Annotated in this window: 22 protein-coding genes; 10 read left to right on the plus strand and 12 right to left on the minus strand. The window is 35.5% G+C overall.

Going from position 1 to position 25,570, the window contains the following annotated elements; all coding sequences use genetic code 11:
• Positions 1-126 precede the first annotated feature (126 nt).
• The gene (locus tag BM201_RS18215) at positions 127-315 is read right to left on the minus strand and encodes a tyrosine-type recombinase/integrase (protein WP_262508066.1); all 189 of its coding nucleotides are present in this window, start codon (positions 313-315) and stop codon (positions 127-129) included.
• Positions 316-467: 152 nt separating this feature from the next.
• Between BM201_RS18215 and BM201_RS18295 the strand changes: the two genes are divergently transcribed.
• Complete coding sequence (locus BM201_RS18295; protein WP_092540144.1) at positions 468-674, plus strand: IS3 family transposase; 207 nt, start codon at positions 468-470, stop codon at positions 672-674.
• Between the two features lie 149 nt (positions 675-823).
• Complete coding sequence (locus BM201_RS18085; RefSeq protein ID WP_175486977.1) at positions 824-1,012, plus strand: hypothetical protein; 189 nt, start codon at positions 824-826, stop codon at positions 1,010-1,012.
• A gap of 267 nt (positions 1,013-1,279) precedes the next feature.
• Here the strand turns inward: BM201_RS18085 and BM201_RS04420 are convergent, their stop codons facing one another.
• Both BM201_RS04420 and BM201_RS04425 read right to left on the minus strand, forming a co-directional pair.
• Complete coding sequence (locus BM201_RS04420; protein WP_092540145.1) at positions 1,280-1,939, minus strand: nitroreductase family protein; 660 nt, start codon at positions 1,937-1,939, stop codon at positions 1,280-1,282.
• A gap of 159 nt (positions 1,940-2,098) precedes the next feature.
• A complete protein-coding gene (locus tag BM201_RS04425; RefSeq protein WP_092540146.1) occupies positions 2,099-3,217 on the minus strand; it encodes a 5-methyltetrahydropteroyltriglutamate--homocysteine S-methyltransferase in 1,119 nt (372 codons plus the stop codon).
• Positions 3,218-3,379: 162 nt separating this feature from the next.
• Here BM201_RS04425 and BM201_RS04430 point away from each other — a divergent pair, with 162 nt between their 5' ends.
• Positions 3,380-3,844: an Lrp/AsnC family transcriptional regulator gene (locus tag BM201_RS04430; protein ID WP_092540147.1), complete on the plus strand. Its 465-nt coding sequence runs from the start codon at positions 3,380-3,382 to the stop codon at positions 3,842-3,844.
• Between the two features lie 32 nt (positions 3,845-3,876).
• Here the strand turns inward: BM201_RS04430 and BM201_RS04435 are convergent, their stop codons facing one another.
• The 3 genes from BM201_RS04435 to BM201_RS04450 form a co-directional block, all read right to left on the minus strand.
• Positions 3,877-4,662 carry a DUF4249 domain-containing protein gene (locus BM201_RS04435; protein ID WP_245758569.1) on the minus strand — a complete coding sequence of 262 codons (786 nt, stop codon included), beginning with the start codon at positions 4,660-4,662 and terminating at the stop codon, positions 3,877-3,879.
• Positions 4,663-4,711: 49 nt separating this feature from the next.
• The gene (locus tag BM201_RS04440; protein ID WP_092540148.1) at positions 4,712-7,324 is read right to left on the minus strand and encodes a TonB-dependent receptor; all 2,613 of its coding nucleotides are present in this window, start codon (positions 7,322-7,324) and stop codon (positions 4,712-4,714) included.
• A gap of 405 nt (positions 7,325-7,729) precedes the next feature.
• Positions 7,730-7,948, minus strand: a complete 219-nt coding sequence (locus BM201_RS04450) for a hypothetical protein (protein ID WP_092540150.1) — start codon at positions 7,946-7,948, stop codon at positions 7,730-7,732.
• A gap of 552 nt (positions 7,949-8,500) precedes the next feature.
• On the opposite strand from BM201_RS04450, the gene BM201_RS04455 reads away from it, so the two are divergent.
• From BM201_RS04455 to BM201_RS04470, 4 genes are all read left to right on the plus strand, one after another.
• Positions 8,501-11,194, plus strand: a complete 2,694-nt coding sequence (locus tag BM201_RS04455; protein WP_139219129.1) for a DEAD/DEAH box helicase — start codon at positions 8,501-8,503, stop codon at positions 11,192-11,194.
• Between the two features lie 148 nt (positions 11,195-11,342).
• Positions 11,343-12,518 (plus strand): efflux RND transporter periplasmic adaptor subunit, encoded by a 1,176-nt coding sequence (locus BM201_RS04460; RefSeq protein WP_245758570.1) that lies wholly within the window; start codon positions 11,343-11,345, stop codon positions 12,516-12,518.
• 36 nt (positions 12,519-12,554) lie between these two features.
• A complete protein-coding gene (locus BM201_RS04465; protein WP_092540152.1) occupies positions 12,555-15,722 on the plus strand; it encodes an efflux RND transporter permease subunit in 3,168 nt (1,055 codons plus the stop codon).
• Between the two features lie 25 nt (positions 15,723-15,747).
• On the plus strand, positions 15,748-17,295 hold the full coding sequence (locus BM201_RS04470) for a TolC family protein (protein WP_092540647.1): 1,548 nt from the start codon (positions 15,748-15,750) through the stop codon (positions 17,293-17,295).
• A gap of 87 nt (positions 17,296-17,382) precedes the next feature.
• On the opposite strand, the gene BM201_RS04475 is transcribed toward BM201_RS04470, so the two are convergent.
• Positions 17,383-19,011, minus strand: coding sequence for a dihydroxyacetone kinase subunit DhaK (locus BM201_RS04475; protein WP_092540153.1), 1,629 nt, complete (start codon positions 19,009-19,011; stop codon positions 17,383-17,385).
• Between the two features lie 374 nt (positions 19,012-19,385).
• On the opposite strand from BM201_RS04475, the gene BM201_RS04480 reads away from it, so the two are divergent.
• Positions 19,386-19,796 (plus strand): Fur family transcriptional regulator, encoded by a 411-nt coding sequence (locus BM201_RS04480; RefSeq protein WP_092540154.1) that lies wholly within the window; start codon positions 19,386-19,388, stop codon positions 19,794-19,796.
• 96 nt (positions 19,797-19,892) lie between these two features.
• The gene (locus BM201_RS04485) at positions 19,893-20,255 is read left to right on the plus strand and encodes a hypothetical protein (protein WP_092540155.1); all 363 of its coding nucleotides are present in this window, start codon (positions 19,893-19,895) and stop codon (positions 20,253-20,255) included.
• Between the two features lie 157 nt (positions 20,256-20,412).
• Here the strand turns inward: BM201_RS04485 and BM201_RS04490 are convergent, their stop codons facing one another.
• From BM201_RS04490 to BM201_RS04500, 3 genes are all read right to left on the minus strand, one after another.
• Positions 20,413-22,053, minus strand: coding sequence for a carboxylesterase/lipase family protein (locus BM201_RS04490; protein ID WP_092540156.1), 1,641 nt, complete (start codon positions 22,051-22,053; stop codon positions 20,413-20,415).
• Between the two features lie 224 nt (positions 22,054-22,277).
• Entirely contained in the window at positions 22,278-22,499 is a 222-nt protein-coding gene (locus BM201_RS04495) for a hypothetical protein (RefSeq protein ID WP_092540157.1), read from the minus strand.
• A 70-nt stretch (positions 22,500-22,569) separates the two neighbouring features.
• Complete coding sequence (locus tag BM201_RS04500; protein WP_092540158.1) at positions 22,570-23,304, minus strand: SDR family oxidoreductase; 735 nt, start codon at positions 23,302-23,304, stop codon at positions 22,570-22,572.
• 252 nt (positions 23,305-23,556) lie between these two features.
• On the opposite strand from BM201_RS04500, the gene BM201_RS04505 reads away from it, so the two are divergent.
• On the plus strand, positions 23,557-24,579 hold the full coding sequence (locus tag BM201_RS04505; protein ID WP_092540649.1) for a hypothetical protein: 1,023 nt from the start codon (positions 23,557-23,559) through the stop codon (positions 24,577-24,579).
• A gap of 54 nt (positions 24,580-24,633) precedes the next feature.
• Here BM201_RS04505 and BM201_RS04510 read toward each other — a convergent pair whose 3' ends face one another.
• Together BM201_RS04510 and BM201_RS04515 are read right to left on the minus strand one after the other, a co-directional pair.
• Positions 24,634-25,020: an acyl-CoA thioesterase gene (locus BM201_RS04510; protein ID WP_092540159.1), complete on the minus strand. Its 387-nt coding sequence runs from the start codon at positions 25,018-25,020 to the stop codon at positions 24,634-24,636.
• Entirely contained in the window at positions 25,010-25,567 is a 558-nt protein-coding gene (locus BM201_RS04515; RefSeq protein ID WP_092540160.1) for a PAS domain-containing protein, read from the minus strand. The genes BM201_RS04510 and BM201_RS04515 overlap by 11 nt, the downstream gene beginning before the upstream one ends.
• Positions 25,568-25,570 lie beyond the last annotated feature (3 nt).

The following is a 25,570-nucleotide window of genomic DNA, read 5'->3' on the forward strand; positions in this document are numbered from 1 at the left end:
TCAATTTAGTAAAACTTAAATTTATTAACTTCTATTAAAATTTCATTTAATGATAGTATATTTTCAACCCAATTATGAAAAGGCCTTGTTCATTTCCTCCTGATACTGATCTAAAATATTTGTAGATTAAGACTTTAAATATTTCTGAGTTGTATTAAATTTTGAATGGCCCAGCATAGATGAAATTGCCGTTAGTGGAACATTTTTTAATAAAGCATGAGTAGCAAAACTATGTCTTGAAACATAGGAAATTAACTTTTCTTCGATGTCACATAATTTGGCCATTCGTTTTAAGCCCGCATTATAATGATGCAAAGCGTCTTTGGTATCTTTATATTGAAGTTCAGGTTCCTCTCTTTTTATTATCGGTAAAATAAAATCATTGCTAATTTTCCTTGTAGGCTAAATAAAGGTTGGGTTAGCGATATCACTTACATTCAAACCAAACTATCATACCCGCTTGGAAAATGGCAGTAAGTAAGCGCAGGATAAACAAGAAGTTGATTTTTCATTCAGACAGAGGGATACAATATGCTTTTAAAACTATAGAACAGGCTATAATCGCTATTTTCGAATATATAGAAATATGGTATAACAGGAAACGATTGTGCTCTTTTTTAGGAAATAAAACACCTTATGAAATGGAGCAAGAATTTTATCAACTTAAAGATTAAAAAAATGTCCAACTTTTCTGGTAAGTGCATTATTTATGTGAGATTATTTTGAACGCCCAGAGAAATGCTAAAGCGGTTATTCGATTTATTTTAAAAAAGCAAAATTTCTGGATCAGCATCGGGCAAATTTAAATGATCGCCAGTTAAAAGTGATCTTAAAAATGTTTGATAAAGGTGTTGATGGTTTTGAAGGAGGAATGACAGCGAAAAAATATATATCACTAACTAAAACTTCAAAAGCTACGGCCACACGAGATTTACAGGATATGGCTTCTAAAGGGATTTTGAAACCACAAGGAGGTGGACGAAGTGTACATTATGAACTAAAATTCACATGAATAAACGTTAAAGTTTGTTAAAAGGTGCTGAATTCGGTGTATGTATAAATATTAATTTATTTAAAATGTTTATAATCAATGATTTATATGTTTGGTTCGAGTCTCGTCCAGACCGCAAGATTGCAAAAAGCCTTTCAGAAATGAAAGGCTTTTTTTATGTCCTGAATTTAGATAATTTAGGGCCAGTTTTTTCTATAAAACAAAAAAAGATCCCATCATAAAACGATAGGATCTTCAACTTAAAATTCGTTATTTTTTGGCGCTGTTTTAAGCTTCAGTAGAATTAAGATCTTCTAAGCTTATTTCAGTAATAAAATCTTCTTTAGGCGTTCTTACTTTTTTCATATTAACCAACCAGTCATTTTGGTCTTCACGATAACCCAACGGAAGTAATAAAGTACTTTTGTATCCTGTACCTTCTAATTGTAGAAGTTCATCCAGTTTATCGTTTAAAAAGCCTTCCATTGGTGTAGCATCTACTTTTTGTTCTGCTGCAGCAGCCATTGCCATCGCCAAAGCAATATAACTTTGCTTAGAAGTATGATGTGCCTGCCATTCTTGCCCTAGTGGTGCATAAAGGCTAAGGATGTTCGCTTTGTAATCGTCCATGGTGCTATGAGGAAGTGCTCTTTGTTCCATCGTGTAGTTAAAGACTTCTGTAACTCGCTCGTCACTATAGCTGTCCCAGGCAGCGAACACTAAAAGATGTGAACAATCTACAACCTGGGCTTGATTCCAGGCGATATCTTTTATTTTTTCTAATAATGCTTTATCCGTAATAACAAAAACCTTGTAAGGCTGTAATCCAGATGAAGATGGTGAAAGCCTTGTGGCCTCTAAAATGTAATCTATTTTTTCCTGAGGAACTTTCTCCCCATTCATCTTTTTAGTGGCGTATCGCCATTTTAGATCGTCTATTAAACTCATATAGTTATTTAATTTTCTTCTTTACTATAGTGGTCTACAATAATTACAAAAGCTAACACTAACATTTAGTTTAGTAGCGATATTCTTTATTTTCTACTGAATTAAATAGCCTCGCTAGAAAATATAACGAGGCAATCTTATTTTAATACTTCTGAAGTCTTAATTCCAAACTTCGTGACTGATCTCGTTGATTAATTTAATTTTTTTCCACTGGTCTTCTTCGGTAAGAATATTTCCTTCTTCGGTTGAAGCAAAACCACATTGCGGACTCAAACTTAAGCGATCTAATTCGACATAATTTGCTGCTTCTTTTATTCGATTTATAATCACTTCTTTATTTTCTAAAGTTGCATTTTTACTGGTAAGTAAGCCCAAGACCACTTTTTTATGCTTCGGAATAAAACGTAAAGGCTCAAAACCTCCAGAGCGATCATCATCAAATTCTAAATAGAAGTTTTCTACATTTTCTTTGGCAAAAAGCGTATCTGCCACAGGCTCGTATCCACCTGAAGCAGCCCAGGTAGAATGATAATTCCCTCTACAAACATGGGTTGATAATCGAAGATCTTCTGGTAGATTTTCTAAGGCAAGATTGTTTAATTTTAGATAGGTTTCTTTAAGTTCTTCTCGATCAAAACCTTCACCGGCCATCGTCTTCCAAAAATCGGCATCACAAAGCATTGCCCAGGTGCAATCGTCGATCTTTAAGTCTCGGCAGCCCAGATCGTATAATTTAAGAATGGTTTTGTGGTAAGCTTCCGCAATATCTTTAAATAATTCTTCTCTGTCGGGATAGAACTTTTTCACGTATTTCTCATTATCACCTCGCACCAGCTCGGCAAATAATTGCGCAGGAGCAGGGATACTTTGCCTGGCGGTATGATATTCTCCACAGTGTTTTTTCAGAAATAAAAAACTTTCAAAAACCGGGTGTTCAGGATTAAATTCTAATTTTCCAGATAATCGAGCCGAATCTTTCCTGGTTTCTTCTCCCTGAAATAAATATCCCTGATCTTTCAAAAAGTGTTCGATACCGTGGAATCCCCAGAAAAAATCCAGATGCCAGTAGCTACGTCTAAATTCTCCATCAGTTAAAGCGGAAAGTCCTGCTTCTTTTTGATTTTCGATCAATTTGATGATCTCCTGATCTTCGATCTTTTTTAATTCTATTGCTGTTATTTCGTTTTTCGCGAATTGCTCTCTTGCATTTTTTAAAACTTCGGGACGTAAAAAGCTGCCTACAGCATCAGTTTTGTTACTGGTTAAATGATTACACATAATAAATTATTGTTAGGTTTTTATTATGGTCAAAATTATATATTATGGTTGTTTTATCTAAACTGAAACTAATATTCGGTTATAGTGACTGTAAAATACAATCTGTAAAGAATATTGTACTTTTGAAGTAGATGTTTTAATTCCTGAAAAGAATAATATCCTATGGAAAACTTAGATGAGGTAGATCTTAAGCTCTTAAAAATACTGCACGAGAACTCGAATTTTACCGTAAAAGAGCTGGCGAAGCAGGTAAATCTTTCTGCTTCTCCTGTATTTGAGCGCTTAAAGCGATTAGAAAAAAACGGATATATTAAAAAATACATCGCCATTTTAGATGCTGAAAAATTGCATCAGGGATTTATCGTTTTTTGCAATATTAAACTGAAAAAACACGACAGGAATATCGGGAATCAATTTGTTAACGATATTATGGAGATCGACGAAATCGTAGAATGTTATAATATTTCGGGGGATTTTGATTTCTTACTAAAGGTTTATGCTCGAAATATGAAGCATTACCAGGATTTTGTTTTTAATAAGTTGGGTGGCGTAAAAAGCATAGGAAGTACGCACAGCACTTTTGTGATGACCGAGATTAAAAATACCTACGGTATTGGGATTATCTAAAATAACTAAGGCCTAAATTTTAAACAATCTGACTATTGTATCGTATATCTAAATCGAACTCCTTGCGATAAACTGAAATATCCGAACGCAAAATTATCTTCATTTGTTTGGTTAACAAGATTGCCACGAACATTTGCTGGCGGAGTACCAAAAGGATTGGCAACAGCACTTTCCAGAATTAGTTCCATATAATCATGAAACTGTTCTGAAATTGCACGAAATGTGATGTCTATCTCGCTGCCTGGTTCTAGATCTTCGTTAGAGAAATTCTGGTACATTTCGTTTCCGTTAAAGAAATCATCGCTGGAAAGATCGTATTCGGGGAAGTTTAGCACATCGCTTTGAAAGTCGGCCAGATAAAAATTAGTTTCATCTTCAGGATCCTCAAAATAAAAACGTATTTCTTTATCTTCTCCTAAAAAGCCACCATCTTCGTATTGTTCGATCCTGGTCACTTCAGGAGAAGCGATCAAAGTTTCGGTTGCGGCATATTCTTCGCCATCTACGATAACTGCTAGGGTGAATTCTTTATTAATTTCAGGTTCAAAATTAGCGCAATTATACGTGCCGGGGATTTCGGTTTCAGTAAAATAAAATTCTTCGCCATCTTCATTAGTGATCGTAACTGTGGCACCAGAAACTTTGGTCGTTTCAGTATTGTAATAATCGGTAAGCCGTGACAGATAAATATTCTGAACTTCACCAGCGGTACCTGCAAGCCAGATAATTTCAGCATCTACAACCAATCGTGGTTCACCTTGTTCAAGATCAACATCTATAACATCTTCACAGGAGGAAAGGCTTATAGCTAGAAGCAAAAAAAGAAGAGTGAAAAGCTTGTTTTTTGAATATATAGAGTTCATAGAATTAAAACTTAAAATTATAAGAAACACTAGGTAAAATGCCGAAAATCGATAATCTTCGGGCTTCATTTATTCCGGTGTCATCGTTTGTTGTGAAGCGTATAGACGCTGCATTTCTCCTGTTATAAAGGTTGTAAATACTAAATACCCAATTGCTCTGCCAGCCTTTCTTTTTTTTAGGTTTTGGAGTGAGCGTAGCTGCAATATCTAAATGATGATAAAGCGGTAAGCGATTTTCGTTTCGTAACGAATAGTTGGGGACAGGGATGCCACCTATTTCATAATACCCATTTGGGTAAGTTACCGGTTGGCCAGATTGCAAGGCAAAATTAGCACTAAAAGACCATTTTTTGCTGTACTCGTAATTTCCCGTAACACTTAGATTATGCAGTTTGTCATAAGGCGATAAATACCAGTTTCCATTGGCAATTCCCGGTTCTTGCGGAGTTCTTCCTGCGGTTCGTTGTTCTGCGCGAGAAAGAGTATAAGAAATCCATCCGCTAAGATCACCTTTATTTTTTCTGAAGAGAACTTCTAAGCCATAAGCTCTTGCCTGCCCATTAAGTAACACCTGTTCGATATCGTTGTTCGCTATTAGATTTGCACCGTCTACATAATCGATTCTATTATCGATGTCTTTATAAAAGGCTTCGGTTTCTAAACTGTACGTATTATTATCAAAATTTCTGAAGTAACCTAAAGCATATTGATCTAAGATCTGAGGTTCTATAAAAGGTCCGCTGGGTGTCCAAATGTTCACCGGAGTTGGCGACTGGCTGTTAGAAACGATATGTAAATATTGCGCCATTCTATTATAACTGGCTTTTAATGAAGATTCTTCATTCAGAATAAAAGATAGTGCAGCACGTGGTTCAAAATTATTAAAATCTGATATCAATTCTCCCGAATCATAAAATTGAGTTCCAACCGGTGTTGCTTCCTGATAGATGTTATAATCTGCATTATAATCTACAGGGCTATTTTCGTAAATACTTACATTTTGCGGTCCGTATCTATAAAACGCACTGTATCGAAGTCCGTATCGCACTTCTAATTGATCTCCAATTTTTTGATTTACATCTAGGAAGGCTGAAGGTTCTAGAGCATATTTGCGATCTAGCTCTCTATAATTTAAGGTAGATTCGCTATTGTTTGGAATAAGAATTCCCGGGTTAAAATCGTAGTAAGTGGCATCGACACCATAATTAAGCTGAATATCATCTGAAATATAATGTTGCCAGGCATATTTTAGTCCGTAGCTTTCTATCCCACTGTCCCAGCTAAAACTAAGTGTGTTTAAGTTGAGTTGGAATTGATAGTCGCTATAGAAAATCGATAGATCTGTGTTTATATTTTTACCGAAGCGATGTTTCCAATTTAATTTTCCCATGGTGTTACCATACGTGCTTGAAAAACTATCGCTAATATCAAAAACATCATTACCAAAATAACCTGAAAAATGAAGACTATTATTTTCATTTAGTTTATAATTCAGTTTTGCATTCAGGTCATAAAATTGTGCCGAGTTTTCGTTATCGGCCAGTTGTAAAAAAAGATGAGCATAAGAAGTTCTTCCGGCCAGCATAAACGAGGCTTTATCTTCTTTAAGAGGACCTTCAACTTTTAGTTTGCTCGAGATTAATCCAATTCCACCTTCAAATTTAAAATCTTTATAATCTCCGTTATTCTGAGTAATGTCTAAAACCGAAGAAACTCTGCCGCCATATTTTGATGGAATTCCGCCTTTATAAAGATCCAGCGAGTTAACAGCATCAGCATTAAAAACCGAGAAAAAACCGAAAAGATGAGAATCGCTATAAATAGGAACGTTATCTAATAAAATTAAATTTTGATCTGCTGCGCCACCACGAACATTAAATCCAGAAGAGCCTTCTCCTGCATTGGTCACTCCGGGAAGCGTAAGCAAAGATTTTAAAGGATCTGGTTCACCCAAAGCAACCGGAATCTGTTTGATTTCGTTCATGCTAAGGCTATTCATACTCATTTGCGGTTTTTTAATATTCACCGCTTTATTTGTTTGCTCGATCACTACTTCTTCCAGCGTTTCTCCGCCCGGTTCCATTTGTAGAGTCCATTTAATGTCCTTATTGAGATTTACAATTTCGGTGATCTTGTTATAGCCTAAAAAGCTAATATTTACTTCATGTTTTCCCTGCGGAAGTTGTATCGAAAACTCTCCATTTGCATCTGTGGTCGTTCCTTTTTGAAGTTTAGGAATAGTAATACTTGCTCCCAAAAGAGGAGTGTTTTCTTCATCGAAAACAGTTCCTGATAATGTATAATTTGCCTGAAGATTTTGGGATTTCAGTTCACCGGGTTTTACCGTAATATTATTACCTAGTATTTTGAAATCATGCGGTAATTTAGTGTTTAGTTTTTCAATAAGATCTGTGACACTTATGTTGTCGTAGTTAATTTCAGTAGTAACATTTAGTTTAGAGCTCATTTCTTCAGCATAAGCCAATTTATAATTAGTTTGCTGTTCAATTTGCTTTTTAAGGGTATTTATATTGCTGCCTTTTTCAATATTTATAGCCATTTGTGCACTAAAGCCTAGGCTGTGAATAAAAAGAAAACAGATAAAAATATGTTTCATTTTGAATGTTTTGGATGGTGGCGAGGCCTCCTTATAACGAAATTAGACGTTTTTGAATGTAATTTTTCGAATAGCTTATCGTAGACCCTGGTCCAAGTCGAATCTCACTACTATCGGGTAAAAAGATCAATTTAAGTTGATTTCCCCGATTTTCAATATGGATCAGTGAAGCAATTTCTTTTTCAGGGTGATTAGCGATATAAAAACCATTGCTTAAAATCGCCAATATCAATATTGCGGCAGTATATTTTAAAAGAATGGCTGAATTTATACCTGATTCTTGAAAGCTCTTGCGATAGAATTTTTTCTGGATTTTTGTTTTTCTGCGGAAGAAATCACTTGTAGACTTTCTTGTCAAAACTTGTCAAAACTTGTCAAAATTGCTGTCTATTTTCGATTTTTTCATCACGAAGCCATTAATAATTCGCAATTGAAGCCTTCGCGCTTAACGCTGGTCATAAAATGCTTGTCTATGGCTGTTTTTGAAGAAACGACGATTAAAATCTCATCTTCTAGTTGAAATGGATGTATTTCATATTCAGAAAACTGAAATGCCAGCACTTTTAAAAGCTGGACTAATTTATCCTGTTCCAGAATCCCTAAAGTATAACTTTCAACGATCATTAATTGCAGTCTTTTTTATAAGATAATCGAGATTATAAATTCCGAGGCTTGCCTCGAATTAGAGTTGATTTTCAAAATCCCTCATGGACCTGTCCTGAGGTTCTTTACCAAAACGTAAATAGATCTTGATTAAGTATATTTAGGGTAGATATTATTAATGATTTGTATAATTTAAAATTAGGTTGTAAGTTTGCCAGCCCTTTTTTTCAATGCTCACCGTTGAACTTTTTTAAGGGATCAAATATCGAAGTTTACTTCCTTTATATTGGGAGATCAAAAATATAAGTGGTTTAAGCCGCTAGAGATTCAAAAGAAATTTATCTGGATTTTGATGAATCTTAAGACTTAGTTGTGTTGTTTGTTCCAAGAAATTGGAACTTGTAGGTAAACCTTTTTTAGCTATTAATTTAGTCTGAAGGTTTCCAATGAGAAGCTTTTTTCCGTTTATTCGGGAAGAGGCTTTTTTGTTTTAAGGATATAAATTATTGGTATGCTAAAAACTCATATAAAGATTTGTAAATTTAAACTTGATAATTCAATACAAAGATTAGGGTGAAGTATATACCAAAGGATTTTTATTCCTATTTTAAAGAATGCTTTAAGTTGGATAATAAGGAATTTATTCTTCAGAATATTTTATCCAGCAAATATCCTTACAAATGGTTTGCCAATGATAAAGAAGAATTACTTCATAAGGAATTACCTATAATTCCTTATCCAAACAAAAAATATGGTGAAATAAATAAAGAATTAGAGCTTTATAATCTAGAAAAGCAACTGTTTTATGGTTGTTATTTTATTCTTGGAAAAGCGAACAACCCTATAGCAAAAGATAATCGTATATGTGCTCCACTTTTTCTGTTTCCTGCGGAATTGGAAATTAATGAAGGTCTTAGTTTTTTAAGAATAGATCGAAGTAATTACGAGATTAACAGATATGCGTTGCAATTATTAGAGTTGCAAGATGATGAGGTTGATAAAGGTGATTTTTTAAAAGAGCTTACTCGTCGGCTTGAAGCAGGTAATTTAATAGGAATTAAAAGTTTCCTAGATCGAAGCACACTAAATCTGGATACCGAAGATCTTTTGCTATTTCCTACGGTCTGGAATGCTGCTAAAATTAGAAAATACCTTAGCAAAGAGAACTTTAATGATAATATTTATAAGATTGTTCCGGCCGCAGGCACAGCCTTAGTTGAAAAGTCTGAAGCATCATTAAGGATCTTAAACGATTTGGAAAAGATGGCGAAGCACGAGAGGTTTAGTGAGAATTTGGAAAAATTGCTAAACGATAAAAGAGATCTTTTAGGTAGCTATCAAAGTATTTATAAGAATCGGTTAAATAGTGAGCAATATGTAGCACTTAAAAATGCGAATAAATTTTCAAATTCTGTAATAATAGGGCCTCCTGGTACAGGAAAGAGTTATACCATAAATTCTATAGTTGTTGATGCACTAATGAATAATAATTCTGTTTTAGTTGTATCTAAAACTAAACAAGCTGTAGAGGTGATTAGAGAAATGTTGGAAGATGATTTTAAACTTAAAGATTATCTTATTCATACCTCAGGTTTTAATTATAAAGTCAGCTTAAAGTCAAAGATCAGGAAATATCTAAGCGGAGTTTCTGGTAGAAAGAGAGGTGTTAATCTTGAAAAGTTTGACTATCTAATTCGACAACTTGAAAGATTAGAATCTGAATTTGAAGAATTAATAGAACAGGAGCTTAGATTATCCAATCTTTCATTTAATGATGATCTGAATTTATGGCAAAAATGGGAGAAATTTTACTTGAGTAAGATTTCGTATAAGGGAGAGAAATTACTTCCTACATTCGATAAAATGAATACTGTTTTCAATGATCTAGAGAAAGAGATAAGTGTCTTCTCTAGGCATAAGATCGCTAGTAATATTACAAAAAGCTCGATACATTATAGAAAAGATATTTCTAAATTTTATGACGCTCTGGATTCTTCAAGTTTTTCAGTCTATAAAAGAATTTTAGAAGATATTGATCAAAGTAGTGTCCTGAAAGTATTTCCCGTTTGGCTGGCAAATCTTTCAGATCTAAATTCTATACTTCCATTAGAAGAAAACTTATTTGATCTAGTATTAATCGATGAGGCCACGCAATGCGATATTGCCTCAGCTTTACCTGCAATTTTCAGAGCAAAACGAGCTGTAATTATAGGTGATCCAAATCAATTAAGGCATTACTCTTTTGTTTCTAGAGCTCAACAAATAGAATTACAGCAACAATACAATCTTCCTGAAGATGCCTCTTTAGATTATCGAAATAGAAGTATTTTAGATTTATATCTTTCCAAGATTCAGGATCAACATCAAATTACTTTTTTAAGGGAGCATTTTAGATCTACTCCCTCTTTAGTAGAATTTAGTAATCAGAAATTTTATAATGGTCAATTAGAGGTTTTAAAATCTACGCCAGATCACATCAATGAAAACCAGTTAGATTATTTTGAAGTTGATGGAACTCGAAATGAGAGAGGAGTTAATACGCGTGAAGCAGAATTTATAATAGAGAGATTAAAAGCTATTGTTACGAAATATAAAGGTTCAGATAAAAAACCATCGCTTGGCATTATATCTCCCTTCAATTCTCAAGTTATCTATATAAAAAACCTCATCAGAGATACTTTTGATATCAATGAAATAAAAAAATATAAGCTTTTTTGCGACACTCCTTATAACTTCCAGGGATCTGAACGTGAAATTATATTTCTTTCATTTTGTGTTTGTAATGAATCTCATCATTCTGCTTTTATTCATTTAAATAAACCCGAAGTTTTTAATGTAGCCATTACCAGAGCTAGATCTTATCAGGCAATAGTGACCTCGGTGGAACTTTCAAAGCTTAATCAAAATTCCTTGCTTTTCGAATATTTGAATTTTATAAAAAATTTTGATCACGAATCATCCAGAATAGAAGAGCATGATAGTTTTCAGAGAGAAGTAGTGAGCTTTTTAGAAAAAAAAGACTTCAAAAAAATCGAATGTGGATATCCCGTTGCTGGCTGCATTCTAGATATACTAATAACTAACGGAAGTAAGAATTATTTTATAGATCTAATTGGTTATCCTGGTAGCTTTGAGAAGGCTTTTAGTCTAGAGCGATATAAAACTTTGGCTAGAATAGGGATTAGATGTTTTCCCCTTCATTATAGTTTCTGGAAACGAAAGCCACATATTGCACAACGTAGCTTATTAAGCTTTGTGAAGAATTAATTGCTCCCGCAACCTTAAACTTTGTGGAGGTAATCAACATAATGTGTGGTGAACACAGGTGTGGAATACCACATAATTTCACAATAATTGTTAAAGAATTAACTGCGAAAACGTTTGAAGTTAAGAGGTATGTAAATTGCTCTATCTGATGCAGAAATATTCTGTACTTATGGATAAGAAATATAAATTTTCAGTGTTGAACAGGTTTGCAATGTTGTTCATCTCATGTATGCTTTTAAGCCTTTCGTCTTGTAAAGAAGAAGAAAAAGTGGACGAAGGTCTTCCTTTACCGGTTGTTTCACTTAAGGAACAAAATGCCTCAAAAGGTTTCGAATATATTGGTTCTATAGAAGGAGTCGAAACTATCGAAATTCGTCCTCAGGTTGACGGAATCCTAGAAGAGATTTATGTAGATGAAGGTGATTTTGTTGAAAAAGGACAGCCATTATTTAAAGTGAATAGTCAGCCTTATATGGAGGATTATAAAAATGCAATGGCAAATGTGAAATTAGAGAAAGCCAAAGTAGAAAAAGCAAAAAGTGATCTAGAGCGTTTGCAACCTTTAATCGATAATGAAGTAATTTCTGAAGTTAGAAAGAAATCTGTAGAAGCCGATTATCAGGTGGCTTTATCTTCTTTAGAAAGAGCGCAGGCTCAGGCTGCCAACATGAGAATAAATCTTAATTTCACAACTATAAAAGCGCCAGTAAGCGGATTTATGGGACGGATTCCTAAATCTCCAGGAAACGTTGTAAAGCAAACAGATGAAAAGCCACTTACCGTATTATCCAAAGTAGATGATATTTACGTTTATTTTTCAATGAGTGAATCAGATTATTTGTATTACGAGAGAGCCAAGAACGATACGCTTTCTAATAAAATGAATAATAAGGTGAAACTTGTATTAGCTGATGGTTCAGTTTATGAACATTCAGGTCGAATCGATGCTAATTCAGGACAAATCGATCGTACTACGGGTTCTATTACATTAAGAGCTAGATTCCAAAATCCAGATACTTTATTAAGATCGGGGAATACGGGTAAAATTTTAATGGAAGAGATTTATCCTAAAGCGATATTAGTTCCTCAAAGTGCTACCACTTTTATTCAGGATAAGAAATTCGTTTTTACGCTGGATGAAAATAATATAGCGCAACGAAAAGAGATTATTACTGAAGGAAGATCTGGCGATAATTACATCGTAAGCTCTAAAAGTTTATCTCCTAATGATCGCATAGTGCTTTCTGGTCTCGATAAACTGGCTAACGGAATTAAAGTAAAACCTATCGAAAGAGGGCGTTTGCTATCCCAGATTCAGGAATAGACCAGGCTTCAGAAATCCACAACCAAAAAAAATTACATGTTTAAGAAAATAGTAAAAAGGCCAGTCCTTACACTGGTCATTACCATCATATTGCTTATTGCCGGAGCCGCAAGTATCACATCTTTACCAGTAGAACGTTTTCCAGAAATTGCTCCGCCTAGTGTTAGTGTACAGGTGTATTACCCGGGAGGGAATGCAGAGACTGTTGCAAAATCTGTTTTATTACCTATCGAGGAGGCGATTAATGGAACAGAAAATATGTCTTATGCCAACTCTACGGCAACCAATTCCGGTAGAGGGCGTGTAACTGTTTATTTTAAGCCAGGTACAGATCCAGATCTGGCTGCTGTAGATATTCAAAACCGAATTTCTACGATTACCTCCATGATTCCGCCAGAAGTTTCAGAAGCTGGGATATCTGTTACTAAAAGGATGAAAGGTAGTATCATGACTATTAATATTTATAGTGATGATCCTACTTATGATGAGACGTTCTTAAATGCGTTTACGAGAATTAATATCCGTAGAGAACTAAAACGTGTCGACGGTCTTGCTGAAGCTTCAATTCTAAGACAACGTGATTATGCCATGCGAATTTGGTTAAATCCGCAAAAAATGGCTTCCTATAAACTCACACCACGAGACGTTTATAATCAAATTAAGGATCAAAACTTCGAAGCTGCTCCTGGGAAATTTGGTGAAAATTCAGAAGAACTTTTTGAGATCATTATGAAGCATGATGGTCGTTTTAATCAGCCAGAAGATTATGAAAATCTCGTGATTAAAACTAAAGATGAAACGGCATTACATTTAAGAGATATCGCAAGAGTGGAGTTTGGTGCTTCTAACTATACCAGTGAAAACCGTTTGAACGGAAAACCATCTGTAACCATAGATATCGTACAGCAAAATGGGGCGAATGCGATGGAAATCGATGGCCGAATTCGAGAAATCTTAGAAGCACAATCAAAACTGTTTCCAGAAGATGTTCATTACGAGATCACTTATAGTGTAAGAAACCAGATCGAAGAATCGATGAGCCAGGTAGAGCATACGCTTGTGGAAGCTTTTATTCTGGTGTTCTTAGTCGTGTTTATCTTTTTGCAGGATTTTAGAGCTACACTTATTACGGCTATTTCTATCCCGGCATCACTTTTAGGTACCTTCTTCTTTTTAAATATCATTGGTGCTTCAATGAACGTATTAAGTATGTTCTCACTGGTACTTGCTATTGGTATTGTGGTAGATGACGCGATCGTGGTTATGGAAGCCATACACGAAAAAATGACGCATCACAAAATGCCGGTTAAAGAAGCGGTAAGTTCTGCAATGGACGAGATTACCGGAGCTATCATCTCGATAACGGTTGTAATTGCAGCGGTGTTTTTACCGGTAGGTTTTTTAAGTGGTCCGGTAGGAGTTTTTTATCAGGAATTTGCGTACACGATTATTTTTGCGGTATTAATTTCAGCAATTAACGCGCTTACATTAACGCCGGTACTTAGTAAAGTTTTCTTCGGAAAAAAGGAAACAAAAAAAGATAAGCGAGGAATCACCAAAGCTGTTTCTAATTACAGGCAGTTTAGAAGGGCTAAAGTGTTACGTAGAAAAGGATTTAGGAAATTCGATAATTTCTTCGATCGTTTTACTCAAAAATATTTAAATGCGGTTCGTTGGATCCTGAACAGAAAATGGGTTGGTCTGGGTGCTTTAGCAGTAATTATTGGGCTCACCGTATTTTTATCGAAGTTTACACCAAGTGGTTTTATTCCTACCGAGGATGATAACTTTTTGATCTTATCTATGAAAATGCCCGAAGGTTCTTCACTTCACCGTACCAATGTGGCGCTAAGAAAAGCCGATTCTATCTTACAGTTACAACCAGCGGTAAAAGGAGTAAACACTGTTTCAGGGTTTAATGTGGTAGATAATGCTAATAGTCCTTCTTCTGGTTTAGCCTATGTGCAATTAAAAGCAGCCGAAGATCGTGGTGAAATTCAGGATATTCAGCCCGTGATCAAAGACTTATTGTCCAAATTAGATGAAATTCCTGAAACCGATTTTAATATGTATCCAAGGCCAACCATACAGGGGTTTGGTAACTTCGATGGGGTGCAATTTATGCTTCAGGATAGAGCAGATGGCGATTTGGGTGAATTTGGTCAAATCGTAAACGAATTCATAAATACCCTGAACAATCAAAAAGAAGTAGAAAATGCTTTTACTTCGTTCAATCCTAATTTTCCGCAGTATCGTTTGGATATCGATTACGAGAAAGCGAAAAATATGGGAGTGAGCGTAAAAGATATGATGTTTACCATTCAATCTTATTTTGGTAGAGTTCAGCCCGGTGATTTTAATAGATTCAGCAGGCAATATGGTGTATACATGCAATCTGATATTCAGTTTAGGGAATCGCCAGAATCCTTTAATAGTATTTTTGTTAAGAACGACAAAGGAGATATGGTGCCGGTGAATACGATCGTAAAACTTAGGCAAACTTATGGTCCAGAGGTAGTAAACCGCTACAACCTTTACAACGCAGCGAAAATTAACGTAACACCAGCGCAAGGTTATAGTACCGGTGATGTAATGAATATGATCGAAGCTCTTACTGCTGAAAAACTTCCAGGAACCTTAAGTTACGAGTGGACCAGTATGAGTTTAGAAGAAAAGAACTCGGGTGGAGATACGATCATCGTATTTATAATTATTATTCTACTGGTATATTTTATCCTGGCTTCGCAATATGAAAGTTTCCTATTGCCCCTAGCGGTGATGCTTTCCTTACCGGTAGGTATATTTGGTGTATTTACAGCCATTAATATTGCAGGTATAGACAATAATATTTATGTGCAGATAGGTATTATTATGCTTATAGGTTTACTGGCTAAGAATTCTATTTTGATCGTAGAATTTGTAGCGCAAAAAAGGCGAGCTGGTTTTACCGCTTTCGATGCTGTGATCGAGGCGAGCGCATTAAGAATAAGACCAATTATCATGACCTCTCTGGCATTTACAGTTGGTTTAGTTCCTTTAATGTTCGCTGAAGGATCTTCAGCGCAGGGTAATCATTCTGTAAGTATTGGTACTGCCGGAGGAATGATTAGCGGAATCGTGCTTGGTATTTTTATAATTCCTGTTCTGGCGTATGTATTTCAGGTGCTTCATGATAAAATGAATCTGGATCGTTATGCCGAGTAAACCAAAATCAACTAAAAAATTGAAGATGAGAACGAGTTTTCTTTCAAGCATAAAATCAAATAATAGAACAAAATTTTCAGCGAGATATCTGAAATCTGCTTTAGGGATTTTTGCAATGATCTGCGTGGTAAGTTGTAAAGTAGGAGAAGAATACGCACGTCCAGATTTTGGAGATGATGTTTCTTCTGAATTCTATACAGGTGAAGAAGAGGATGAAACGTTATCTGTAGATTCACTTAACTCTAACGAAGTGAATAACGATACGATTCCAATGTCTGAAATTCCGTGGAAGGATTATATAACAGATAAGACTTTGCAGAAGCTTATTGATACGGCTTTGGTAAATAATATTGATTTGCAAAAAGCCATGAAAAACATGGAAATTGGGATTGAAGAACTTGCGCAATCTAAAGCTAATTTTCTTCCTTCTGTTAATGCGAGGCCGGCCGATTATCGTAGAGAATATTATTCTGAAAATTATAATAATTACGGTTCTAACAGGGCAAGAAGAAATCATGGCGAAAACCCTCCAACAAGCTTTTACACAGAGCGTCTAGAATATTCTGCTGCTTTACAGGCAAACTGGGAGCTTGATGTTTGGGGAAAGTTACGTTGGCAAAAGGAAGCCGCCAGGGCTCAGTTTATGAAAAGTAAAGAGTTCAAAAAAGCGGTGCAAACTTCGCTAATTTCAGAAGTAGCAGCAACGTATTTTAATCTGGTGATGCTAAAATCACAGATAGAAGTTGCAGAGAAGAACTTTGCCTTAAGCGATAGTACTTTAAATATTGTACAATTGCAGTACGATGCGGGAGAATCTACATCTTTAGCGATTCAGCAAACAAAATCTCAGAAATTAAAGGCAAAAACTTTAATTCCGCAGTTAGAGCGTCAATATGTGATTATGGAAAATAAGCTTAATCGCTTGCTTGGAAGATCACCAAGATCCATAGAAATTGATACTGATTTTGAAGAAATTGAATTTCAGAAAAGATATACTTCTGGTGTACCTTTAGAATTGATAAAAAATCGCCCGGATGTCGCCATGGCCGAATATGAACTTATCACAGCTAATGCAGATGCCGGTGTTGCAAATGCGCTGCGATATCCTTCCTTAAGTATTGGAGCTTCGGCAGGTTTAAATTCGTTTCGGTTAGAAGAATTTTTAGACCCTGTAAGTTCTGGTTTTGCGTTATTAAACGGAGCTATTTTTCAGCCAATATTTAATAATAGAAAGCTAAAAACAAATTACAATATCGCTTTATCGCAAAAAGAAATCGCTCAGCTAGATTTTAAAGATGATCTTATCACAGCGATTGCAGATGTTTCTAATTCTTTGGCGAAAATGGAGAAATTAAAAGAGGAATATGCAATTGCACAAGAGCGTATCGAGGTTACCCAAAAAGGTTTAAAAGATGCCGGGATGCTTTTTAGGGGTGGTTACGCCAACTACCTGGAAGTAATTAGTGCACAAAGCGACGCGCTAGAAAGTGAGCTAAATTTAATAAATATCAAAAACCAGTTACTCATTGCTAATGTTGAATTATATCGTAGTCTTGGCGGAGGCTGGCAGTAAATAGGAATTAAAAAATCCGTTAGATGTTCTAACGGATTTTTTAATTGGCATCTATAAAGGATATAATCTAGGTAGTTTACGGATTTTTTATACAATATCAACAAGTTTTTCGAATACTCTAGCGACCATTTCGGCGCCGGGATCTGGAATTCCTTCAAGGCTAGATTCAGATAAATAAGAACTGCGTCCTGCACTGGTATTGGTGATATTAGCGGTTTCATCGGCTCCTTTTCTGGCAGCTTCAGCAGCTTCTTTCGTAGACTTTTTATCGCTTAAAGCTTCAAAAGCAGGTTGCATAGCATCGATCATGGTACGATCGCCCTTTTCAGCGCCACCGTAAGATTTCATTTTTTCTAATCCGTTTAGCAAAGCTTTTCCAATATTGTCATCATTTTTAAGGTTGCTTCCGGCTTTAGTAAAGAGCATCGACAACAATACTCCGCTAGAACCTCCGCTTTCTCGTGCTAACACACGCCCAACGGTAGTAAATAATTCAGGTAACGAAGCATATGGTAATTCTGAAGAAATCTTTTTAAACTTTTTACCTGCAGCAGCAAAAGTAGATCCTGCATCGCCGTCACCAACTTTCTCGTCCAGATCGTTCATTTCTTTTTCCATTTCGATAAGGTAATTTGCAATGCTTTCTACAACTTTTTGATGCTTTTTGTTTTCTGAAGGCTCAAATTGCATGGTTTTAGGTAAATCCGGACTTTTAATACTACTGGGTTTCGCATAGGCTCTAATTCGCCATTCTGGAGTTTCGGTTTTTTCTAAAAGTGCGTTTTTGATTTCTTCATCTAACTTTAAAAGGGTGATCGAAAAACCATTCATATTTAAAGAAGTGGTCATTGCGGTTGGTCCAACCAGGTATTTCACTTTTTCAGAAATATCGGTTTTATCGAAACTATGCACCAGTAAATTCATTTCAAGCGGAGTCACACTGCCCAAATTGTTAAATAGCAGCACATATTTTTCACTGTCCTCCGGAAGATATTCCTTCAATTTATCTACCGCTTTTTGAACTAAAGTATCGGCTTGGTCCATCTTTATCACATCCACACCAGGTTCGCCGTGAATACCCAAACCTAATTCGGCTTCGGTTTTATCTAATCTCGACTCTTCAGGATTATTGAATTTTTGTCCTTCAGTAAGTGATAGTCCGATCGAGATAGCACTTTCAGCTACTTTTTTTGCCGCTTTAGTCACTTCATCTAAAGATTTTCCTTCTTCCGCTAATTGTCCGGCAACTTTATGAACTAGTAAAGTTCCGGCAAGACCACGCTGCTGAGTATCTTCGCCTAAGGCAATATCGTCACCAACAATCACGGTTTCAACTTTATGACCAAGCGCCCTTGCCTGCTCGGCTGCTAGCCCGAAATTCAATCGGTCTCCTGTATAATTTTTTATAACCAGTAAACAGCCTTTTTCGCTGTCTACCGCGAGAATGGCTGCTAAAACAGCATCTACAGATGGTGAAGCAAAAATATCGCCACAAACGGCAGCGGTAAGCATGCCCTTGGCAACAAAACCAGCGTGCATAGGCTCGTGACCAGATCCTCCTCCAGAGATGATGGCAACTTTAGATCTATCGATCTCTTTTCGGGTAACTACCCTAACTTCAGGAAAACTGTCTAGTTTGGTAAGATTAGGATCTGTAAGCAATCCTTCTATAGATTCGTTTACAACGTTATCGGGTTTATTAATGAAAAATTTCATGGATAGGTTTTCTTTTAAAGGTAAAGAATTATAAAGCCTTTACACAGTGACAAGCGCTATTCACTTCAGAATTTATAAAAACTTTAAGTTGGCTTTAGCACTTTTTGAAAGGAATAAAAATACATCTCGATTTTATCGATTTTTGACTTATATTTTTTACTTGATAATCGAGATTAAATGTTCCGAAACCTGCCTCGATACAAAGACGATTTTAAAAAAATGCCTCACCGGCTTGCTCCAAGATAGTTGACTTAAGTTATAAATGTAGTAGGAGATAAATCCTGAAGACTTTCTGCCGAAATACTAAGAAACTATGCAATAAAGCTTAAATTTATATTTCTGAATAGAGATCCAAAAGCAAGGTTGAAAGTATTATGGAAGAAATTGAAGCTATTTTGAAAGCTAAGGGAATTCGCCCAACCGCCGTGCGATTATTGGTTTATAAATTTATGGCAAAAGAATCTTTGGCGATGAGTTTAAATGATATTGAAGCTGCTTTTGGACAAACAGAGCGCACTACGCTTTTTAGAAGTTTAAAACTATTTGAAGAAAAAGGCTTAGTCCATAAAATAGAAGATGGCAGCGGAACGGCCAAGTTTGCTTTAGAAACTGCAGGAGAGAATAATGTGAGTGATAAACTGCATCTTCATTTTCACTGTTCTAAATGTGGGGAAACCCAATGTTTAACAGATCAAACAATTCCGAATATTAGTCTTCCTAAAGGATTTAAGGCTACAGATGCTAATCTTGTGGTGAAAGGTTTATGTGATAAATGTTCTAAATAATTATTCTTGAAATCTTATAATTTTAAGATTTATGGTTTAAACTAATTAATTATTTAAGAGTCAAATGCTTGTAGTAACTTAATACCAGTTTAAATCATGAAAAAATTAATTTTAGGTTTATTTCTTCTTTTTGGAGCTCAAATATTTGCTCAGGGAAGAATATCTGAAGATGTCTTAAAGAAAATGCAGGAAGAAGAGATTGCTGCCTTAGCTTTAAGTGAAGAACAAATCCCAGATTATAAGGAAATCAATAAGAATTTTATGGAAGGCTTGAAAAACCTTCGAAACTCTGGTGATGATCGCAGCAAGCGTTTTGAGCAAATGAGAAAACTTTCTGAAAAGAGAGACGAAGATCTTAAAGAATTACTTACGGAAGATCAGTTTAATAAATATACTAAAATGCAGGAAGAGCGCCGTGAACAAATGCGTGGCAGGATGCGAGATAGACGCCAAAATTAACTCGGTCATCGAAATTTAATGCTTCGAAGTTTAGCTCGAATTAAAGTTTATTTTCAAACAAAGTTTTCATTGGCTGGCCTTTAGATAGTTTACAAGGATCAAAAAAGCCCTCTAATTTTAGAGGGCTTTCTTTTTTATAAAAGCAGATATTTGGCGATTACTTTGTGTAATCCTTATCTAAAAATAAAAATCGTTTATCATCTTCAGCATTTTCAGCTTTAGATTCGGTATCTAAGATCATTACAGGTGGAGTTTGATCATTAGCTTCAGCTTTTGGCCATTCTGGTAAAGATTCGGTATTTGGGTTACCGGTTTTAACGAAATTCGCCAGATATTCCTGAATCGTTTCTGAAACTTTATAATCATCATCTGTCCATGCATAATCTTCTATGCGATCCAGATTCCCCATAAAGTATTCGATCTCTGCGGCATGTGGTGCGCCAATCGCTTTGGGTGCTTCAGGAGTATTTTCGTCTTTTTCCTGAGTTCCGCCGGCAAGTCCCGGTTGTTTAGATTGATCTTTTAATTCAGGTCTTAATTTGCTGTATAAATAACGATAAACAGGAGCATCTGAATTTTTACGATGAAGATCGAACCACTTCCAGGTACTATAAACGATAAAGCGATCTGAAGCAAGTTTTGTTGCTGAATATTTTACTTCTTCTGAAGTATTATGCGGATAAAGTTTAAGGACTTCTTCGTGATCTTCAGGATAGATCTCTTTTACTTTTTTGATGAAATTTTCAGGAGTGTTTTCTAATCCCTGCATCACACCCATTCCTGGAATTTCAGCAGAATTCCAGCCTACAAGTAAAGGAACTTGTGCCTGTTCTTTGGCTTCAAATATTTCTGGAAGCGATTTTGGTAAAAAGTAATTATCAATAACCGTAGGAAATCCAAATCTTCCAGCATTTTGGTACAGCATAAAAATAGAGTCGGTACTCATCGCTCTAAGATCAGCTAGTGAGCTTGCTCCAATTTGTTCAGCAAAATCGATTCCGGTTTTTTCAGCTTCTTCCAAAGAAATAGGAGCAAGAGTTGGATGAATAGAAGCACCACTTTCGCCAATCGCGCCATTCATTAGATCTTTAGACAGAGGCGAAGCCATTTGAGCACTTACCGAAATCGATCCGGCAGACTCCCCTGCAATGGTTACTTTTTTAGGATCGCCTCCAAAAGCTGCAATATTGGCCTGAACCCATTCCAGTGATTTTTGTTGATCTAACAATCCATAATTTCCTGAAGCATTATAAGGTGCTTCTTCGCTAAGTTCTGGGTGTGCCATAAAACCAAAGATGTTCAATCTATAATTTACGGTGACCACAACCATTCCTTTTTTAGCCATGGTTTCACCATCATAGCGAGGCTCTGATGCATCACCAGCTACAAATCCGCCTCCGTAAAAATAAACAAGAACCGGCAGTTTTTCTTCTGAAGTTTCTTTTGGTGTCCACACATTTAGATATAAACAATCCTCGCTCATCCCGTTAGAACGAGATTTCATATCCCCAAAAACATTCGCCTGAACTGGTTTATTTTTGAATTCTTTTGTTGCTAGAGTATCGCTCCAGTTTTTAGCATCTTGTGGCGCTTTCCATCGTAAATCCCCAACTGGTGGTTGCGCAAAAGGAACTCCAAAGTATTTTCGAACCGATTGGTCTTCATTTAAAAAGCCTTCGATTTTTCCGTTTTCCGTAGAAACAATAAGATTACCTTCCTGTGTTTCTTTGTTTTCAGCAGTATTTTTACAGGAAGTTAAAAAACTTAATCCTGCGAAAAAGAGTATTATTTTTTTCATTATTACTTGTAAATTATTCTTTTTGAAGCTTGAATTCTTACGAGTGTCCACTCGGTTAAAAATAGTATTTATGATCTCTAATTTATGGATATAAATTAAAATCACTGTATAAATATACGATCATTGCTTAAAAAGTAAACATAAAAAAAGCCGGAATTTCCGGCTTTTTTTCTTTGATATCATTGTAGAATAAATGACAATGACGAATGCTAATATTGTATATTTTATACTACAATTTTCTTTTCTCCTTTTATTTCGTGATAATTCTCGCTAATATCATTTTCTTCTTTTTTCTTTCTGAATAATTTATACCCCAGATAGCCAAGACCGGCAGCAGCACCAATTCCAAGTCCTACAGCGCCACTTTTTGCAACGACTTTTTTCCCTGCTTTAGCAGCAAGATATCCTACAGCCCATTTTCCGGTTTTTTTTAATTGATTTTTCATAGAATTATAGTTTTCGTTTTAGTTAATATTTGAGTTCTGTGCCAGTTTTATAGGTTTCAGAATTAATTTTTTAAGATTTTCCAGTGGGTTTTATAAGCAGTTCGTTCACGTTTACACTATCGGGTTGGGAGAGCGCGTAAAGAACGGCATCTGCAATATTGTTAGCTTCTAATTTTGGTTCAGATTCATCGTCGTAATCTTTATCATTTAATAATTCTTCGTCTGTAATCGTATTTCTTAAACTAGTATCTACTGTTCCCGGTTCTATACAGGTTACGCGAATATTATAATCTGGAGAAAGTTCCATTCGCATGGCTTTAGATAATGTGATAATGGCCGATTTCGAAGCGCCATAAATTGCACCACCTTTGTAAACTTCTTTACCATCTACAGAGGAAATATTTATAATATGACCACCTTCGTTTTTCTTCATATAAGGAAGGACGCCATGTATACAGCGCAAAGTTCCTTTTACATTTACTTCGATGGTTTGAAGCCATTCGTCTAAATGACGATTTTTTAAATAAGTTAAAGGCATAACTCCGGCAGAATTCACCAGAATATCGATGGTATTAAATTTGGCAATCGCTTTTTTAAAACCTTTGGCAACACTTTCGGTCTGGCTAACATCCATTTCGATCACGATGCTTTCAGATTTTAGTTCTTGCTGGATTTCCTTCAGCTTTTCTACATTTCTACTTGCCAGAATTATTTTGCATTGTTCTTCTGATAATTTTTTTGCGATGGCTTTTCCTATACCACTACTTGCTCCAGTAATTAAAGCGACTTTGTCTTTTACTATCATATAATCTTCCAATTCATTAACATCGATTTAAACTTCCTTTTTCCAGTATGAATGACGCAATTTTTTATTCGAATCTCAGGTAAAGCACTCTTAATGTTTTTATAAATCAAAGTTAAAAGTAGAATTGATTTAATTTTTAAATCACTATTAATCAGAGGTATATACTCTTTATAACATTTCCTTAAGAATTATACGGAAACTATTTGAGGCATTTTTGCGTAAATGTTTACACAACAAAAAACCTCAATTAATATGAAAAAGTTTATTAGACCATTTTTTATGCTGGCAGCAGGAGCGATGATGATTTCCTGCAGCGATGATGATAATATGGATAGAAATCCTGTAATGCCATCTGGTACAGCACATCTTTATGCAACAAGTCACGATGGAAGTGTAACACGTTATGATATTAATAATGGAGAAACCACCAGTTATGAAACTTCTTCTGATGATGCTGAAGGGATTTATTACGACGGTGGGGATGATTCGTTTACCATAGTTTCCCGTTCTTCGACAAGTTTAGAAAGTTATGCTGGTATCGGCGGTTTACAAACCGGGATAGATCTTAATATCGATCTTGATCTTTCTAGTTCTTCAGATCTTGAAAGTCCGCGTGATGTTGCAGTGAACGGAAATATATATGTAGTTGCAGATAATGCAGATGTCGATGGCGACGATACTACTCCAGATGGTAGATTCTTTGTTTATACCAAAACTTCTTCTGGTTTCGAACTAAGAAATATAGTAACAGTTGATTTTAAAGTTTGGGGAATAGAGTTTGTAGGGAATGATCTTTATGCTGTGGTAGACACGACTAATATGTTGGCTGTATTTACCAATTTTTCTTCAAATTATATGACAGATATGGAAGCTTCAGCATCTAAAACTGTAGAAGTAGAGGGTATCGTTAGAACACATGGTTTAGATTATGATGGAGGAACTATGGTGATGACCGATATTGGAGATGCAGGATCTGATGCTGATGGCGCTTTTCACGTAATCACGAATTTTGATAGTAAATTTAATGCAACTATGGATGGCGGCATGATCTCTGTTAGTGATCAAATGCGTGTAGAAGGTGGTAATACCAACCTAGGAAATCCTGTAAATGTTGTTTATGACGCTAATTATGATGCTGTATTTATTGCTGAAGTAGCAAATGGAGGAGGTAGAGTTCTTGCATTTTCTGAAGCCAGTACGTCTAGTGGAAATAGATCCCCACAAATTAATAATAGTTTATCTGGTGCTTCAGCTGTTTATTTTTATACAGAATAGTAATCCTTTTTTGCCCAAAACTAAAGCCATGATCGTTCATGGCTTTTTCTTTTTCTAGATATTTAGGTTTACGGGTTTTTTATCATCATCGATCGCCACAAAAGTAAATTCACCTTGTACCGCCTGTTCACGATGATTAGAGTACATTTCTTCAATAAAAATTTCTACACTAACTTTTAAACTAGAATTTCCAACTTTAGTTACTTTACCAATTAATTCTACAAAAGTCCCAGCCGGGATCGGCTTTTTAAAATCGATACGATCACTACTAACGGTTACCATACGTTGCCGGCTAAATCTTGTGGCGGTAATAAAAGCAACTTCGTCCATCATTTGCATGGCAGTACCACCGAAAAGTGTATCGTAATGATTTGTAGTATTAGGGAAAACAGCTTTAAAAAGGCTGGTCGTAGACTTTTCGATTCTTTCTTCAATAGTCATAAACTTCTTTTTCCAGAGCTAAAAAATGAGTTACCTGTTCGGCTTTATTTTTAATTGGGTAAATATCGATCTTACATAAATATTCCTCTCCATTTTTACGATAGTTTGCTAAAATTTCAGAAATATTACCTTCAGCAATTACCTGATCTTTAATCTTCCTTTTTCTTACTACGGAAGTGTTTTCGCCTTGCAAAAATTTTGGCTTTTTACCTTTAGCATAATTTGCCGGGTAACCTGTCATATGACTGAAACCTTTATTGGTCCATAAGATCGTTTGGTCTCTTTTGGTTAATATTAAAGCTTCGTAATCCTGATGCAGCATAAAATTTAGCGGAGTGTCCCAATTATATTTTTTAGCAAAGACCTCAAGAGATTCCAATTCGGTTTGGCGCCTAGCATTCTCTCTTAGTTTATCTGAATAATCGGCAAAAATATCCATGCTGCAAAGCGGGTGCAGCTGTAAGCTTTTCAAGTTATCTAAGGGTTTCCTGTTGCCGCTAAGATAAATATCCAACGACGTTAAATTGTATTCTTTTTCAGGTGCCATGGC

Source organism: Zunongwangia mangrovi, from assembly GCF_900112105.1.
GTDB classification, from domain to species: Bacteria; Bacteroidota; Bacteroidia; order Flavobacteriales; family Flavobacteriaceae; genus Zunongwangia; species Zunongwangia mangrovi.

What these genes read in the sequence shown, in the direction of transcription:
- BM201_RS18295 (WP_092540144.1), top strand. Translation starts at nt 468, where the DNA reads ATGGCAGTAAGTAAGCGCAGGATAAACAAGAAGTTGATTTTTCATTCA.
- BM201_RS04420 (WP_092540145.1), bottom strand. Translation starts at nt 1,939, where the DNA reads ATGAGTTTAATAGACGATCTAAAATGGCGATACGCCACTAAAAAGATG.
- BM201_RS04425 (WP_092540146.1), bottom strand. Translation starts at nt 3,217, where the DNA reads ATGTGTAATCATTTAACCAGTAACAAAACTGATGCTGTAGGCAGCTTT.
- BM201_RS04430 (WP_092540147.1), top strand. Translation starts at nt 3,380, where the DNA reads ATGGAAAACTTAGATGAGGTAGATCTTAAGCTCTTAAAAATACTGCAC.
- BM201_RS04440 (WP_092540148.1), bottom strand. Translation starts at nt 7,324, where the DNA reads ATGAAACATATTTTTATCTGTTTTCTTTTTATTCACAGCCTAGGCTTT.
- BM201_RS04450 (WP_092540150.1), bottom strand. Translation starts at nt 7,948, where the DNA reads ATGATCGTTGAAAGTTATACTTTAGGGATTCTGGAACAGGATAAATTA.
- BM201_RS04460 (WP_245758570.1), top strand. Translation starts at nt 11,343, where the DNA reads ATGCAGAAATATTCTGTACTTATGGATAAGAAATATAAATTTTCAGTG.
- BM201_RS04465 (WP_092540152.1), top strand. Translation starts at nt 12,555, where the DNA reads ATGTTTAAGAAAATAGTAAAAAGGCCAGTCCTTACACTGGTCATTACC.
- BM201_RS04470 (WP_092540647.1), top strand. Translation starts at nt 15,748, where the DNA reads ATGAGAACGAGTTTTCTTTCAAGCATAAAATCAAATAATAGAACAAAA.
- BM201_RS04475 (WP_092540153.1), bottom strand. Translation starts at nt 19,011, where the DNA reads ATGAAATTTTTCATTAATAAACCCGATAACGTTGTAAACGAATCTATA.
- BM201_RS04480 (WP_092540154.1), top strand. Translation starts at nt 19,386, where the DNA reads ATGGAAGAAATTGAAGCTATTTTGAAAGCTAAGGGAATTCGCCCAACC.
- BM201_RS04485 (WP_092540155.1), top strand. Translation starts at nt 19,893, where the DNA reads ATGAAAAAATTAATTTTAGGTTTATTTCTTCTTTTTGGAGCTCAAATA.
- BM201_RS04490 (WP_092540156.1), bottom strand. Translation starts at nt 22,053, where the DNA reads ATGAAAAAAATAATACTCTTTTTCGCAGGATTAAGTTTTTTAACTTCC.
- BM201_RS04495 (WP_092540157.1), bottom strand. Translation starts at nt 22,499, where the DNA reads ATGAAAAATCAATTAAAAAAAACCGGAAAATGGGCTGTAGGATATCTT.
- BM201_RS04500 (WP_092540158.1), bottom strand. Translation starts at nt 23,304, where the DNA reads ATGATAGTAAAAGACAAAGTCGCTTTAATTACTGGAGCAAGTAGTGGT.
- BM201_RS04505 (WP_092540649.1), top strand. Translation starts at nt 23,557, where the DNA reads ATGAAAAAGTTTATTAGACCATTTTTTATGCTGGCAGCAGGAGCGATG.
- BM201_RS04510 (WP_092540159.1), bottom strand. Translation starts at nt 25,020, where the DNA reads ATGACTATTGAAGAAAGAATCGAAAAGTCTACGACCAGCCTTTTTAAA.
- BM201_RS04515 (WP_092540160.1), bottom strand. Translation starts at nt 25,567, where the DNA reads ATGGCACCTGAAAAAGAATACAATTTAACGTCGTTGGATATTTATCTT.